The sequence below is a fragment of the Haloferula sargassicola genome, assembly GCF_040362925.1.
GTDB classification, from domain to species: Bacteria; Verrucomicrobiota; Verrucomicrobiia; order Verrucomicrobiales; family Akkermansiaceae; genus Haloferula; species Haloferula sargassicola.
This window is the reverse complement of the sequence record NZ_BAABRI010000004.1, coordinates 208365-224072: the sequence shown is the minus strand read 5'-3', so window position 1 is coordinate 224072 and position 15708 is coordinate 208365. Positions and strand designations below refer to the sequence as shown.

Annotated in this window: 12 protein-coding genes; 2 read left to right on the top strand and 10 right to left on the bottom strand. The window is 64.5% G+C overall.

Annotation, left to right across the window (positions count from 1 at the left end; translation table 11 throughout):
* Positions 1-35: 35 nt before the first annotated feature.
* The 5 genes from ABXH26_RS04930 to ABXH26_RS04910 form a co-directional block, all read right to left on the bottom strand.
* Entirely contained in the window at positions 36-383 is a 348-nt protein-coding gene (locus ABXH26_RS04930; protein WP_353565932.1) for a (2Fe-2S) ferredoxin domain-containing protein, read from the bottom strand.
* Positions 384-505: 122 nt separating this feature from the next.
* Positions 506-1048 carry an NUDIX hydrolase gene (locus ABXH26_RS04925; protein WP_353565931.1) on the bottom strand — a complete coding sequence of 181 codons (543 nt, stop codon included), beginning with the start codon at positions 1046-1048 and terminating at the stop codon, positions 506-508.
* A 150-nt stretch (positions 1049-1198) separates the two neighbouring features.
* A complete protein-coding gene (locus ABXH26_RS04920) occupies positions 1199-2080 on the bottom strand; it encodes a thiamine pyrophosphate-dependent enzyme (RefSeq protein ID WP_353565930.1) in 882 nt (293 codons plus the stop codon).
* 44 nt (positions 2081-2124) lie between these two features.
* Positions 2125-3885 (bottom strand): 2-oxoacid:acceptor oxidoreductase subunit alpha, encoded by a 1761-nt coding sequence (locus tag ABXH26_RS04915; RefSeq protein WP_353565929.1) that lies wholly within the window; start codon positions 3883-3885, stop codon positions 2125-2127.
* A gap of 105 nt (positions 3886-3990) precedes the next feature.
* The gene (locus ABXH26_RS04910) at positions 3991-4995 is read right to left on the bottom strand and encodes a DNA topoisomerase IB (RefSeq protein WP_353565928.1); all 1005 of its coding nucleotides are present in this window, start codon (positions 4993-4995) and stop codon (positions 3991-3993) included.
* Between the two features lie 200 nt (positions 4996-5195).
* Here ABXH26_RS04910 and ABXH26_RS04905 point away from each other — a divergent pair, with 200 nt between their 5' ends.
* Positions 5196-7022 (top strand): alpha-amylase family glycosyl hydrolase, encoded by a 1827-nt coding sequence (locus ABXH26_RS04905; RefSeq protein ID WP_353565927.1) that lies wholly within the window; start codon positions 5196-5198, stop codon positions 7020-7022.
* A complete protein-coding gene (locus tag ABXH26_RS04900) occupies positions 7019-8218 on the top strand; it encodes an NAD(P)/FAD-dependent oxidoreductase (RefSeq protein ID WP_353565926.1) in 1200 nt (399 codons plus the stop codon). The genes ABXH26_RS04905 and ABXH26_RS04900 overlap by 4 nt, the downstream gene beginning before the upstream one ends.
* 579 nt (positions 8219-8797) lie before the next feature.
* Here the strand turns inward: ABXH26_RS04900 and ABXH26_RS04895 are convergent.
* The 5 genes from ABXH26_RS04895 to ilvB all read right to left on the bottom strand — a co-directional run bounded on the left by ABXH26_RS04895 (position 8798) and on the right by ilvB (position 15691).
* A complete protein-coding gene (locus ABXH26_RS04895; RefSeq protein ID WP_353565948.1) occupies positions 8798-9019 on the bottom strand; it encodes a hypothetical protein in 222 nt (73 codons plus the stop codon).
* A 389-nt stretch (positions 9020-9408) separates the two neighbouring features.
* On the bottom strand, positions 9409-12243 hold the full coding sequence (ppdK, locus tag ABXH26_RS04890; protein ID WP_353565925.1) for a pyruvate, phosphate dikinase: 2835 nt from the start codon (positions 12241-12243) through the stop codon (positions 9409-9411).
* 212 nt (positions 12244-12455) lie between these two features.
* Entirely contained in the window at positions 12456-13175 is a 720-nt protein-coding gene (locus ABXH26_RS04885; protein WP_353565924.1) for a PEP-CTERM sorting domain-containing protein, read from the bottom strand.
* A 137-nt stretch (positions 13176-13312) separates the two neighbouring features.
* Entirely contained in the window at positions 13313-13849 is a 537-nt protein-coding gene (ilvN, locus tag ABXH26_RS04880; RefSeq protein ID WP_353565923.1) for an acetolactate synthase small subunit, read from the bottom strand.
* A 114-nt stretch (positions 13850-13963) separates the two neighbouring features.
* Complete coding sequence (ilvB, locus tag ABXH26_RS04875) at positions 13964-15691, bottom strand: biosynthetic-type acetolactate synthase large subunit (protein WP_353565922.1); 1728 nt, start codon at positions 15689-15691, stop codon at positions 13964-13966.
* Positions 15692-15708: the final 17 nt, after the last annotated feature.

Here is a 15708-nt window from a genome sequence, read left to right as displayed (position 1 = left end):
CGGGCTTGGAAAACCTGAAATGCCCGACCTGTCCGTCAGGGATCGAGGCGGAAATCCTCGACCGGAACGCCGCCGACAAGGTGCTCGTCGATGATGCGGTCGAGCACCTCGGGCGTGCAGGAGTGATACCAGACGCCCTCGGGATAAACGACGGCGATCGGGCCGCGGAGACAGACGCGGAGGCAGTCCGCCTTGGTTCGGAGGATGAGGGGCGCGGGCCGGCCGAGGGTGGCGAGGCGGCGCTTGAGGTGGTCCCACGAAAGCTGGCCAAGGGCGGGATCGCAGCACTTCGGGACGGTGGGGGTGGCGCAGAGGAAAATGTGGCGCTCGCCACGTCCGACGCCGGCGGCAAGGGCGGCTGCGGTGAGTTCGGGGTCGGGCATGGGATGGAGCGCCGGTTATGAAACCGGCGGGGTGGGGTTGGGGAGGGTGCTGGGCTGTCTATCGAGGGGGAATCTGGCTCTTGGGATGAGGCGGTGCCGATTTCATCATCGGCGCTCCTGCTCTATTGGCGCTCCTGCCATTTGCGCAGCATGCGGAGCATGGAGGGGTCGGTGGTGTAGTTGGGGACCTTTTCGAGCGGGATCCAGGCGAGGTCGTGGGATTCGTCGCTGACGGTGTAGTCGGTGGGGCCCGTGGCGCGGAGGACGTAGCGGACGTCGTAGTGAAGGTGCTCGGGCTCGTCGCGGCGGGCGGGGATGGGGTGGATGTCGAGGTCGAAGATGTCGCGGCTGACGGCCTCGAAGTCGTCGAGCCCGGACTCCTCGCGGGCTTCGGTGAAGGCGACGGCGAGCGGGTCGGCGACGCCGTCGGCATGGCCGCCGAGCTGGAGCCAGCGGTCGAGCTTGGCGTGGTGGGTGAGCAGGACGTTTCCGCCGCTGCGGTCGACCACCCAGGCCGAGCCGGTGATGTGGCCGATGGCCAGGGAGCGCTCGAAGCAGTCGGACTGCCCGCGGACGAAGGCGTGGAAACGGTCGACGGTGTCTTTTTCGTCAGGGTGCGCCTCGCGGTAAGCGAGCAGGGCGTCGATCAGCGGTTGGCGGTGCACGCCGGGACCCTGCCTGCTTTTTCTCCAGAGGCAAGGTCTTGGGAGGAAGTCGCAGGATGAACGGGATGGGGAGGATGGATGGAATTTTGTTTTCCCATCGGGCGCATCCTGAACATCAAGCGTATCCTGCGAGATTTCCCCGCGAGCTCGTCACCTCATCCCGGCGAAGCGTTTGCGGAGGAGGTCCTTGTCGGAAAGGTCGGGGGCGGCGGCGCGGGCGTCCTCGATCCACTTCCATTCGAGCTCGTTCTTGGTCGGCTTACGGGTTTCGTAGTAGACGCCGAACTTGCCGGGGAAGTCCTCCTCGGCCAGCGACATGGCGGCGGCGGTGGATTCCATGTCGCGGGCGGATTCGTCGACGAGGTCGAAGACGCCGCCCCTGCGCGGGATGCCGGCGTCGAAGGCACCGGGGTAGAACATGGTGCACTCCGAGAGCGTTTCCACGACTGCGAAGCCGGGGTGCAGGATCGCCCGTTCGAACATTTCGTTCATGTGCTTCACCTGCGTCGCGTGGGTGCGGGCGATGAAGGTCGCGCCGCTGGCGATGAGCTGGGCCATCGTGTTGATCGGGCGGTCGATGGCACCGCGCGGGTCGGTCTTCGACTTGTGGCCGAGCGGGGTGGTGGGCGAGGTCTGGTTCTTGGTCAGGCCGTAGACCTGGTTGTCCATGATCACATAGGACAGATTCACGTTTTTCCGCGCGGCGTGCATCAGGTGGTTGCCGCCGATCGAGTAGCCATCGCCATCGCCGCCGAAGACGAACACGTGAAGGTCCGGGCGGGAGAGCGAAATGCCGGTGGCCAGCGGCAGGGCGCGGCCGTGGATGAAATGGATGCCGTGCGCGTTGACGAAGTAGGGGAAGCGCGACGAGCAGCCGATGCCGGCGACGCACACGATCTTCTCGTGCGGGATCTGGAGCTTCTCGACGACGTTGAAGAACGACGCGAGGACGGCGAAGTCGCCGCAGCCGGGACACCAGGTCGGGTGGTCGGCCTTGAGCTGCTTCTTGGTGAGTTTTTCCGCGGTGGACATGGCGAGCGTGGGAAAAGGATAAAGGATAAAGGAGAAAGTGGAGGTCAGCCGATGAGGTCGAGGGCGGCCTGGTGGATTTCCTTCACGCGGAAGGTGAGGCCCTGGACCTTGTTGAGGGACTGGATCTTGGAGTTGCAGGTGGCGGCGCGAAGCAGGGTGGCGAGCTGGCCGTAGCCGTGGACGCCGCGATCGTTCATCTCCGGCACGAGGATGTGCTGGTAGCGGGCGAAGATCTCGTCGAGGCCGGGGCGCAGCGGGTGGATGCGGCGAAACTGGAGCGAGCCGACCTTGTGGCCGGCTTCCCGGAGCTTGGTGGTGGCCTCCTTGATCGGGCCGTAGGTCGAGCCCCAGCCGATGAAAAGCAGGTCGCCTTCCTCGTCTCCGAAAAACTGCGGCGCGGGCAGCGAGTTCGCGAACTCGATGAGCTTGTCGCGGCGCTTGGCGGTCATCTTTTCGTGCATGACCGGGTTGGCGGACGGGTGACCCCATTCGTCGTGCTCGAGACCGGTGACGACCGGGTATTTCCCCTCGGGCGACGGGCAGCCGGGCGGCGCGTGGCGGGTGATGCGGTCGAGCGGGTAAGGTTTGCAGTCGGCCGGACAGGCGGAGAGGTCGAGGCGGGGTTCGATCCAGAACTTTTCGAGATCGGGCTCGGGAAAGGCCTCGATGCGGGTGGCGATGGCCTGGTCGGAAAGGATGACCACGGGCGTCGAGTAATCGCGGGCGATGCGGCAGGCCTCGACGGCGGTGTAGAAGCAGTCTTCCACATCGCGCGGGGCCAGCACGACCCGCGGCGAGTCGCCGTGGGAACCGTAGATCGCCTGCATCAGATCGGACTGCTCGACGGAGGTCGGCATGCCGGTGGACGGGCCGCCGCGCTGGATGTTGACGACGATCAGCGGCAGCTCGGCCATGGTGGCGTAGCCGATGGCCTCCGACTTGAGCGAGAGCCCGGGACCGGACGAGCCGGTGACGGCGAGATGGCCGGCGTAGGAGGCGCCGATGGCCATGGCCACGGCGGCGAGTTCGTCCTCGCACTGGATGAAGCTGCCGCCGTATTTCGGCAGCTCGGAGCGCAGCATTTCCATGATGCTGGTCCACGGGGTGATCGGGTAGCCGGCGCCGAAGCGGCAGCCGCCGGCGATCAGGCCGAGCGCGAGCATGGTGTTGCCGTCGGTGGAAATCCGGTTGGCTTCCGCGTTTTCGCCAGGGGCGAAGGGCATGTGCCGGATGTCGTGGACGGGGTAGGCGTAGCCGGCATCGAAGGCGAGCATGGCATTGCGCAGCACGTCCTCGGACTTGCGGCCGAACTTGCGCGAGATGAGGTCGGTGAGCCGCTCGCGGTCGAGCTTGTACACGGCGCACAGCATGCCGAGGACGAAGATGTTCTTGCCGCGGTCCTTGGCCGAGCCGCCGATCGCCTCAATGGCGGCGGAGGTGAAGGGGACGCCGATGTGGATGATGTCGCGCTCCTCTTTCAGTTCGGTGACCGTGTCGGAGTCGTAGAAACAGATGCCGCCATCGCGAAGCGAGCCGAGGTGGTTGTTGTAGGAGTCCTGGTAGAAGGCGACCAGCGTGTCGGCCTCGTCGCCGGGGTGGAGCACCTCGCCGGAGCCGAGGTGGACCTGGAAAATACTAGGACCCCCGGAGATCGTACTGGGGATCGTCATGTAGGTCATGACGTCCTGGGCGGTGGAGCCGGCGAGCTGGGCGAGGAAGGCGCCGATCGACTGGATGCCGTCCTGGGAATAGCCGGCGAGCCGGATCACGGCGTTACGAAGCGCGGGAGCGGATGCTGATGACATCGGGGTTTTTCGAATGGGTAGCTTGGTTCCCTAAAACGAATCGTCCGGGGCCGGAAGCAAAAACGGGCTCGCCGTCCGTCATCATCCGAAGGGGTTTTCAGGTCCTCACCCGGCCACTTTCAGGAAGCGTGCGAACCGGCGTTCCTCGAGTGTCCGCAGGTCGGAAAACGCGCGCGAGCGGGCGGCCTTCTCCAGGAGTGCGGGGAAGGTGCCGTCCATCCAGGTGCCCGTGATGATCGGGTGGACGTAGTACTTCCGGCTGGTCGCCATGGTGTTGAAAAGCCCGTTGGCGGCGCTTCGAACCGCCGCGACCTCCAGGGATTTCCGCTCGCGGGCGGACTCCGGCCAGGCGGCGGTGGCCAGGTGGTTGAAAGCAAGCAGCGAGCCGCGCCAGGTGCGGAAGGTCTTGGCCGAGAACTCGTCGCAGGACAGCTCGTGAATCAGTTCGTTGACCATCCCGGAGTCCACATGGCGGACCGTGCCATCATCATCCGGGTAGGAAAAAAGCGACTGTCCGGCGAGTTCGTGGCAGTGGCTCAAATGCCGGGCCAAGGCCGGTTGGTCGAGCCTCAGGTGGACCTCCTTGCCGTGTTTTCCGATGTAGCACAGCTCGACCGCGCGGCCGTGGATCTCCGCATGCTCGCGGGCGAGGGTGGTGATGCCGTAGGTGCCGTGCTCGTCGCGGTAGGCGGCGTTTCCCACGCGGGCACCGGTGCGGTCGATGATCGCCAAGGCCACGGCGGTGGCGGTTTCCTCGTTCAGCGTGCGGCGGGCGATGATCCCGTCCAGCGACCTGCGGATGCCCGGAAGGGCGTGGGCGAAGTCGAGCAGCATCTCGAATTTCAGCTGGTTGCGGATCTCCATCCATTCGGGGTGGTAGCGGTATTGCTTGCGATCCCGATCGTCGCGGCCGGTGGCCTGGAGGTGTCCGTTCGGGGGCAGGCAGATCCACACCGAGCGGTAAGCGGGCGGAATGGCAAGGGAGCGGATGCGATCAAGGTCCTCGCCGGCAGCCAGCCGCGATCCATCCGGTGCCAGGTAACGGAAGCCGCGCCCGCAGCGTTGGCGGCGGTAACCGGGCTCGGTATCGGAGGTGCGGATGAGCTTCATGGCGTTCCCGCTGTCTCGCACCGCTTATGCCGGACGGATTTCCAGCAGCGCTTGGGCGGCGGCATTGCTATTCGCTCGGCGGCCTGGCGTGCTGAATGCGTTTTGCCAGCCGGAAGGAGGGCGCTCGGGGGCTAAGTCCTTGATGGGACGGGGTCCGCGTCCATGGCATCCGGCAGGCTGGAGGAAACGCCGACATACCCATGAAATCGACATCGTTCGACGAGGCGGCCGGGCCCCTGCCCGAAGTTGAAACAGTGACACCCCCGCAAGCCCGCGGCGGCGGCTTGGGCGCCATCGCCACCGATCCGGGCGTGGATTTCCGTGTCTGGGCCCCGAACGCGGAGCAGGTGTGGGTGACCGGGGACTTCTGCGATTGGCAGGAGCCCGGGTTGGAGCTCGGGAGTGAGGAGGGCGGATGCTGGTCCGGCTGGGTGGAAAGCGCCGGCCCGGGAAGCCAATACAAGTTTCGCCTGAAAAACGGCGAGCGGACGTTTCTCAAAACCGACCCGCGGGCGCGCGAGGTGGATCCCTCGAGTGGCAACGGCGTGGTGTATCAGGACGGGTTCGACTGGGAGGGCGTGGAATATGAAGCGCCGCCGCTGAACGAGCTGGTGATCTACGAGATGCACGCCGGGACTTTTGACGAAGACGGCACCTTCGATGGCATCATTGGCCGCCTCGACTACCTGGTGGACCTGGGGGTCAATGCGATCGAGCTGATGCCGCCGACCCAGTTTCCCGGCGAGCGCTCGTGGGGCTACAACGTGAGCCATCCGTTCGCGGTCGAGGCGGACTACGGCGGCGTCGATGGGCTGAAGCGGCTGGTCCGCGAGGCGCACCGCAAGGGTATCGCGGTGATCCTCGACGTCGTCTACAACCACTTCGGACCCTCGGAGCTGGACATGTGGCAGTTCGACGGCTGGAGCGAAAACGGGATGGGCGGGATCTATTTTTACAACGACTGGAAATCCAAGACGCCGTGGGGTGACACGCGCCCGGACTACGGGCGGGAGGAGGTGCGGCAGTACCTCCGGGACAACGCGATGATGTGGATCGAGGAATTCCGCGTGGATGGCCTGCGTCTCGATGCGGTGGCCTTCATCCGCACGGTGGATGTGGAGGTGCCCGAGCCGGAGGAAATCCCGGAAGGCTGGCAGGTGATGCAGTGGATCAACAAGGACATGAAGCGGCACTCGCCGCGGGTGTATTCGATCGCCGAGGACATCGGCGACAACCGCGCGCTGACCACCTGGATCGATCAGGGCGGCGGCGGCTTCGACACCCAGTGGGAGTCGGCCTTCGTGTTTCCGATGAAGGAGATGATCCAGTGCCCGGACGATGCCGGCCGCGACGCCAACAAGGCGGCCGAGGCGATCGGCAGCGCGCCGGAGGGCGACGTGTTCCGGCGGGTGGTTTATCTGGAAAGCCACGACATGGTCGCGAACGGGCGATCGCGGACGACGAGCGGGATCGATGGCGGGGATCCCGCCAGCGAGTGGGCGCAACGGCGCGCCTTGTTGGGGGCCGCGATCGTGATGACCTCGCCGGGGGTGCCCATGGTGTTCCAAGGGCAGGAGTTTCTGGAGGATGGCGAGTTCGACGATGGCGAGCCGCTCGATTGGGAAAAGGCCGACCGTTTCCGCGGGATCAAGGCGGCCTTCCGGGATCTGGTGAAGCTGCGCCGGAATCTGGAAAACCGAACCCGGGGCTTGTGCGGTCAGCATACCGAGTTCACCCACATCGATGCCGGTCAGAAGGTGTTGGCGTGGCATCGCTGGGATGCGGGCGGGCCGGGCGACAGCACCATGGTGGTGATGAACCTGACCGCGGCGTCCCACGAGTTTTACCAGGTCCCGTTTCCCGCGCCGGGCGCCTGGCAGGTGCGGTTCAATGCCGACTGGACGGGCTACAGCGAGGAGTTCAGCGACGTCGGCGAGACCGCGATCGAGGTTGGCGACGACGGTCTCGGAGCGCTGCCGCTGCCGGCCTACGGGTTCGTCATTCTCAGCCAGAACCGCGCGGAGTGAACCTGACCTCCGATCATCCCTGGTGGGCCCTGAAAAACGGCATTCCTCGTACTTTCCCGCCTCTGGAGGGGAACACGAAGTGCGAGGTGGCCATCCTGGGCGCCGGGATCACCGGGGCGATCCTGGCCGAGGCGCTGACGGCCGATGGGCACGACGTGGTCGTGCTCGACGGGCGCGAGGTCTGCCACGGCAGCACCTGCGCCAGCACGGCCTTGCTGCAGTATGAGATCGATACCCATCTGGTCGATCTCATCGAAATGCACGGCCGCGAGCGGGCGGAGCGGGCCTATCTGGCGTGTCACCGGAGCATCGACCTGCTGGAGCGGAAAATTGGCGCGCTGGGGTTGGAATGCGCTTTTACCCGCAAGGACAGCGTTTACCTCGCCTCGAAACAGGAGGACGTCGAGCCGCTGCAGCGGGAGGCGGCGGCGCGGCGGAGGATCGGGATCGAGGTGGAGGACTGGAGCGCGGCGGAGGTGAGCGGGCGGCTCGGGTTGCCGCATCCCTTCGCGCTCCGCTCGACGCAGGCGGCGGAGGTCGATCCCTTCCGGCTGGCCCATGGCCTGCTCGCGGCCGCGGTGGCGCGGGGTGCCCGCGTGCACGATCGCACCCGCGTGGAGGAGGTCGTCCGCGACCGCACCGGCGCCCTCCACCTGGTGACCGGCCGCGGCCATGTCGGCACCCGGTGGCTGGTGGTCGCCTCCGGCTACGAGGCGGTGGAAATGTTCGGCTGCGGGAACCTGGTCTCGCTGCACAATTCCTTTGCGCTGGCCAGCGAACCGATGGAGCGGCGGTGGTGGAACGATTGCCTGCTGTGGGAGAGCGCGCGGCCGTATTTCTATCTGCGGACCGATGCCGACGGGCGGGCGATTCTCGGCGGTGAGGACATTCCGTTCCGCAGCCCGGCGGCGCGCGAGAAGGCGCTCGCAGCCAAGGTGCGGAAGCTGGAGAAACGTTTCCACACGATGTTTCCCGAGCTGCCGATGGAGACGGCTTATGCCTGGGCGGGGACCTTCGGGGAAACGGAGGACGGTCTGGCCTATCTGGGTGAAAAACCGGACGAGCCCGGCTGCCTGTTCGCCCTCGGCTACGGGGGAAACGGCATCACCTACAGCATGACCGCCGCCGAGATCATTTGTGAGGCCGTCAAGGGGCGGAGGCATGAGGATGCCGGGGTGTTTGCGTTTGATCGGTGATCGCTGGATCTCGAGCGGGAATGGGCACGACTCGAATGGCACGGGATGAAAGTGATTTCCGGGGGTCTTTTCATGACCCCGGGCACTGGACGTAGCCGGTGGCTTGAGGAAAGCGTTCCGTCATCAGCGAAGTGCCGGAAGGGGTGCCGGACGCCGTTGGAAGCTGTTGGAAGTCGTTGGAAGTCGTTGGAAGCTGTTGGCGATCCACTGCTTTCCGATGCCCTGGGCGGGGCTGAATTTCGTTGGGTCGTTGGGTCGTTGGGTCGTTGGGTCGTTGGGTCGTTGGGTCGTTGGGTCGTTGGGTCGTTGGGTCGTTGGGTCGTTGGGTCGTTGGGTCGCTGGGTCGCTGGGTCGCTGGGTCGTCTTGGGTGAGTCGGGCGGGGAGGGACTCGAAGGAAGGCCTCAGGGAGGTGGAGTCCTGGGGGCCTGCCCGGCGGTCGATGCCCGCCGCCCCCATGCAGGAGCGGGCCTTCTGCCGCCGGTTTCTTGAGGCGGGAAACCGGTCAAAGATCAATCGGAGCTTGTCACCACCGGCTCATTTCCCAAGTCCCTCCGGGACGGAAGAAGCCTCATCGGAGCTTAATCCGGTGCCATTCCGGTACGCCCGGAGATGCGATCGGTACGCCCGGAGATGCGATCGGTACGGCCGGAGATGCGATCGGTACGGCCGGAGACGCGATCGGTACGGCCGGAGATGCGATCGGTACGGCCGGAGATGCGATCGGTACGGCCGGAGACGCGATCGGTACGCCCGGAGATGCGATCGGTACGCCCGGAGATGCGATCGGTACGCCCGGAGATGCGATCGGTGCGGGGCGAGCGCCCCTGCGGATCGCGACGTTTTGAGCAATCTGCATGGCGATGTCACGATGCGAACCCTCCTCCCGAGGGCGGTGAATATCTTGGAGGAGAAGTCGCTGAAGACTGGAAATACGGGAGTTGGAGCGCGTCGAGCGATGGGCTCGCAAGGAACGGAGAGCGGTTCCAAGTCCGGAGAGAGTTGTGAATAACCTCGGGACAACTCGGGAGCGCCTTGTCGCAGGTCCGGATTTCAAGGGGTTTCCACCGCCTTGTTCAAATGGCATGCCAACAGGGGAGCGTTAGGTTTTCCCCCGGAAAAAAACAGCCGCTCCGGCTGAACCGGAGCGGCTGGGAGTCAGGGCTTGGCGGATGGAGTCCGCCGCCACGAATTACTTCTTGGCGCGCTTCGCAGCCTTCTTGGCGCTCTTCTTCTTGGTCGCTTTTTTAGCGGCCTTGGGAGCGCTGCCGTCGTTGATCGCGGCGTGGGCGGCGGCGAGGCGGGCGACCGGCACGCGGTAGGGCGAGCAGGACACGTAGGCGAGGCCGAGCTTGTGGCAGAACTTCACCGAGTCCGGATCGCCCCCGTGCTCACCGCAGATGCCGAGCTTGATGTCCGGGCGGACCTCGCGGCCCTTGGCGGCGGCGATTTCCATCAGCTGGCCGACACCGGTGGTGTCGAGCGAGGCGAACGGGTTCCGCGGATAGATATCGTTCTCGGTGTAGCTGTTGAGGAACGAGCCCATGTCGTCGCGGCTGACACCGAGCGCGGTCTGGGTCAGGTCGTTGGTGCCGAACGAGAAGAACTGGGCGTGGGCCGCGATCTCGTCGGCGGTGACGGCACCGCGCGGGACTTCGATCATGGTGCCGACAAGGTAGTCGAACTCGACGCCCTTCTTCTCCTTCACCTCCGCGGCGATGCGGTGGATGATCTCGACCTGCAGCTCCAGCTCACGGGCGTAGCCGACGAGCGGGACCATGACCTCGGGCTTCACTTCGATGCCCTTCTTCACGCACTGCGCGGCGGCTTCGAAGATCGCCTGGGCCTGCATCTCGGCGATTTCCGGGTAGGAAATGGCGAGGCGGCAGCCGCGGTGGCCGAGCATCGGGTTGAACTCGTGCAGTTCGTGGACGCGCTGCATGATGGTCTCGACCGGGATGCCGATCTTGTTGGCCAGGTCGAGCTGCTGCTCCTTGGTGTGGGGCAGGAACTCGTGCAGCGGCGGGTCGAGCAGGCGGATGGTGGCCGGCTTGCCTTCGAGGGCCTTGAAGATGCCGAAGAAGTCCTTGCGCTGGTGCGGGAGGAGCTTCTTGAGCGCCTTGCGGCGGTTCGTTTCGTTGTCGGCGAGGATCATCTCGCGCATGGCGTCGATCCGGTCCCCCTCGAAGAACATGTGCTCGGTGCGGGTCAGGCCGATGCCCTCGGCGCCGAAGGCGACGGCGGTCTTGACCTGCTCCGGGGTGTCGGCGTTGGTGCGGACGCCCATGCGGGTGGCCTTGGCGCACCAGTCCATGAGCTGGACGAAGTGCTGGAACTTCTCGGTGTTCTGCGAGGACTTCTTGCCGTTGATGAGGCCGGTGATGATCTCGGACGGCTCGGTGGCGACCTGGCCGCCGTAGACGATGCCGGTGGTGCCGTCGATGGACAGGTAGTCGCCTTCCTTGAACGACTGGCCGCCGGCCTTCACGGTCTTCTTGTCGTAGTCGATCTCGATGCCCGAGGCACCGCAGATGCAGACCTTGCCCATCTGGCGGGCGACCAGCGCGGCGTGCGAGGAGACGCCTCCGCGGGAGGTGAGGATGCCTTCGGCGGCGATCATGCCGCGGAGGTCTTCCGGCGAGGTTTCGACGCGGACCAGCAGGACCACCTCACCCTTGTTGGCGGCGGCGGCGGCGCGGTCGGCATTGAGGTAGATCTTGCCGGAGGCGGCACCCGGACCGGCCGGCAGGCCCTTGGCGATCTCGGGAGTCTTCTTGAGCTCGGCGGCGTCGAAGACGGGGGCGAGCAGTTGGTCGAGCTGGTCGGCCGGGTTGCGCAAGACGGCGGTCTGCCAGTCGATCAGCTTCTCCTTGTTCATGTCCATGGAGAACTTCAGCGCGGCCGCGGCGGTGCGCTTGCCGTTCCGGGTCTGCAGCATGAACAGCTTGCCGTCCTGGATGGTGAACTCGACGTCCTGGACGTCCGTGAAGTGCTTTTCGAGGATCTTGCGGACCTTGAGCAGGTCCTTGTAGGCCTGCGGCAGGGCTTGCTCCATGCCCGAGACGGGGTCCGGGGTGCGGACACCGGCGACGACGTCCTCGCCCTGGGCGTTGACGAGGAACTCACCGTAGAGCTCGTTTTCGCCGTTGGCGGGGTTGCGGGTGAAAGCCACGCCCGACCCGGAGTTGGTGCCGGTGTTTCCGAAAACCATGGCCTGCACGTTGACCGCGGTGCCCCAGGCGGCGGGGATGCCGTACTTGCGGCGGTAGACGATCGCACGGTCGTTCATCCAGGAGGAGAACACGGCACCGGCGGCACCTTCGAGCTGCTCCCACGGGTCTTCCGGGAAACCCTGGCCGGTGCGGTCCTTGACCAGCTTCTTGAAGCGGGCGACGAGCTCCTTGTTGTCCTCGGCGGTCAGGTCGGAATCGACGATGTCCTTGCCGTAGGTCTCGTGCTTGAAGCTTTCGATGACTTCCTCGAAGGGCTCGTGGTCCTCACCCTCGCGCTTTTGCACGCCGAGCACCACGTCGCCGTACATCTGGATGAAGCGGCGGTAGCAGTCCCATGCGAAACGCTCGTTGTCGGTGGCCTTGGAGAGGGCTTCGACGGTCTTGTCGTTGAGGCCGAGGTTGAGGACGGTGTCCATCATGCCCGGCATCGAGTCACGGGCACCGGAGCGCACGGCGACGAGGAGCGGGAAGCCCTCGGAGTCGCCGAACTTGTAGCCCATGATCTTCTCCATGTTGGCGATGCCCGCCTCCATCTGCGCGCGGAGCGTGGAGGGATAGGTGCGCTTGTGGGCGTAGTAGTAGGTGCAGACCTCGGTGGTGATGGTGAAGCCGGCCGGCACCGGGAGACCGATGAGGGTCATTTCAGCGAGGTTGGCGCCCTTGCCGCCGAGCAGCTCCTTCATTTTCCCGTGGCCGTCGGCCTTGCCGTTGCCCCAGGTGTAAACGTATTTCGGGCCCTTGGTGGAGGCCGCCTTGCGTGCCGCTTTCTTGGCGGTCTTTTTGCGTGTAGCCATCTTTTGTCTCAGTGGATGAGGTTTGCGTCGTAGAGGCACCGTGGAAGATGCGTCCCTCACGGTAACGCGTCCCGGCGCGGACGCGCGGAGCTTAGGAATCGCGAATCCCGTGTCAATGAACGAGTTCCAGTGCTTGACAACGCCGTGACAAGAAAAACCCGGATACCCCCATCAGGGCATCCGGGTAGGAAATCGAAATCGAAGTTCTCCGATCAGCGGCGACGGCGCAGCAGGCCGAGAAGACCGATGCCACCGAGCAGGGTGATGGAGGGCTCGGGGACAACTTCCGCAAATGTCGTAGCTACCACCAAGTTGTCGATCACTTCAGTCGAATTACCGCTTCCTTGTCGGAAGGCAAAAGCCTCCATAGGTTGCGACGGGTCGGCTGTAACCGATGAAATGCTTGGTGAAGCCTCCGACGTCGGGTTCACCCACAGCTCGCTAAGGCCTGTGTCGTAATCGTAAGAAACCACGAGCTTGTAGCTGGTGTTGAACGAGAAATCAGTCGCAAAAGTGGTGTCGGGGCTGCTTCCGACATCGGAGAGGCCGAAGGTGAAATCGCCTCCGCTGCTGGGAGCAGCGACGAAAATGCGACCGTTGAATCCCGTGGCCGAGTCTTTGAAGTGGGCAAAGTAGGCAGTCGTTGACCCTCCGCTCACGGTAACATCGAAGGAGGCGTAGTAAGTCTCACCTGCCCCCATCGTGATCCCCAAGCTCGCATTCACATCCTCACGTGATCCGCTTCCCTGAACCAATGTAATCGTCTGAGAAGTGACTTGAACGAAGGAGCCGCTGCCGCTGTGGTTCGACCAAGCCGCACTGGTCGTGAGGTCGCCGTCCGGATAACTGAAATCATCGGTCAACAAGACAGTTCCGAACGAGGTGCTGCACAGGGCAAGAAAGACGGACGTCGATAGTAGGCTTGCTTTCATAGTGGAGGGTTGGAAATGGGGAATGAAAGATCGAACAGCTGGCTCGGGTGAACCAGAATTCTGTGTCAGAATCGTCTTTTAAACCCCGGATCTAAATTCAATTTGAAGCAATCTACAGGCCAGAAGGCGACTCATTTTTACGTCCCCGCCTGCCCACGCGCCATCACCACCTTGCCCGTGCGGACGGTTTCGATGATCTCGAATTGGGAGAACATGGTGACGGCGGCATCCACCTTCTGGCTGTCGCCGGTGATCATGACGATCATCGAGGTCGGCGTGAGATCGACGGTTTTGCCGGTGAAGTGCTCGGCAATCTGGAGGGCCTGCGAGCGCTCGGAGGGCGAACATTTCAGCTTCACCATGCACAGCTCGCGGGTCACCGAGTCCTCGGAGTGGTGCTCGGAGCAGTGAATGACGTCGATCAGTTTGCTGACCTGCTTGATGATCTGCTCGAGGCCCTGGGGGTCTCCGGAAATGCCGATGGTCATCCGCGAGAAGCGGGCCGAACGGCCTTGCGACACGACCAGCGAGTCGATGTTGAAGCCGCGCCGGGCAAAAACCTGGCAGATGCGCATGAGAACCCCGGCCTTGTTGTTCACGAAGACCGAAAGCGTGTGGGTGCCCTGGCCGGTGGTGCCGTCCACGGGGGTGTCGGTGGTGACGATGGAGCTCATTTGAAGAAGATGGTGGATGGTGGATCGGAGATGGTGGATGGAAGACCGGGTGGTGCGGGGGGGTAAGGATCGCCCCTCTACCATCCGGCATCTTCCATCGGAGGCCACGGGCCCTCAGGTCGAACCGGTGGGTTTGGCCATCTTGTGCTTCGGCGGCTCGGTGAGCATGTCCTCGAGGGCGGCGCCGGCGGGGATCATGGGGAACACGTTGTCCGTCTTGACGCACTCGGCGTGGATCAGGATCGGGCCGTCGTTGTATTCGAGGGCCTTTTCGATCATCCGGGAAACGTCGGCCGGACGCTTGATGTTCACGCTGGGGATGCCGTAGGCGGCGGCCAGCTTGCAGAAATCCGGGTTGCCGTGGAGATCCACGCCGGATTCGCGGTTTTCGAAAAACAGCTCCTGCCACTGGCGGACCATGCCGAGGTAGTGGTTGTTGAGCACCACGATTTTCACCGGCAGCTTGTGGATGGCCACCGTCGCCAGTTCGAACAAAGTCATCTGGAACCCGCCATCGCCGGCGATCGAAATGACGGTCTTGTCCGGACAGGCGAGCTGGGCGCCGATGGCGGCCGGGAAGCCGAAGCCCATGGTGCCGGCACCGCCGGAGGAGATCCATTCGTAGGGGCGGTCATTCAGGTAGAACTGGGCCGCCCACATCTGGTGCTGGCCCACGTCGGTGGTCACGATCGCCTTGCCGCCGGTCTGCTCGTAAAGCTCCTGGATGACCTGCTGCATGCGCAGGCCGCCTTGCTTGCGGTAGGTCAGCGGATGCTTTTTCTTGTAACCGTCGAGCGCGCTGAGCCACGGGGCGGTGTCGAGCTTTTCCGCCCGCTTGTTCAGCTCGCCGAGCGCGGCCTTGGCATCGCCGATGACCTGCACGTGGGGCACGATCATCTTGGACATTTCCGCCGGATCGATGTCGATGTGGATGATCTTGGCGTTGCGGCCGAACTTGTCGGCCTGGCCGATGATGCGGTCATCGAAGCGCGAGCCGACGTTGAGGATGAGGTCGGCCTCGACCATCGCCTTGTTCGCATAGGCGGTGCCGTGCATGCCCAGCATCCCGAGGGAAAGCCGGTGGGTTTCCGGGAACACCCCCTTGCCGAGCAGGGTGGTGGTCACCGGGCACTGCAGCGTTTCCGCCAGCTTCATCAGCTCCTCGCCGGCGCGGGCGATCATCGCCCCCTGGCCGGCCAGAATGACCGGACGGCGGGAATGGGCGATGAAATCGAGCGCGATCTCGACCGCGGCGGGATCGATCTCGAAAGCCTTTTCCGGATGGTATCCGGGCAGGTCGAGTTCGGGTTTGAGGTCGCCGGTGAACGGGCCTTGCGAAACATCCTTCGGAATGTCGATCAGCACCGGACCGGGACGGCCGGTGGTGGCGATGTGATAGGCCTCCCGGGCGACCTTCGGCAGGTCGTTGGATTCCTTCACCAGGAAATTGTGTTTCACTACCGGCATGGTGATGCCGAAAATGTCGGCCTCCTGGAACGCGTCCTTGCCGAGCATCCAGGTCACCTGCTGGCCGCAGAGCACGATCATCGGCACCGAGTCCATCTGGGCGGTCATCAGGCCGGTGACGGTGTTGCCGGCACCCGGGCCGGAGGTCACCAGCACCGCGGCGGGCCTGCCGGTGGCGCGGGCGTAGCCGTCGGCCATGTGGACGGCTCCCTGTTCGTGGCGGACGAGGATGAACTTCATCTTCGTCTTCACGGTTTCGAGGGCATCGAAAATCGGAATCGCCGCACCTCCGGAGTAGCCGAAGATGTATTCGATCCCGAGTTCGTCGAGGGTCTTGATCAGCGCTTGGGCGCCGTCCAGTTGTTCCTTGCTCATGAGAAATTTGGTGTCCG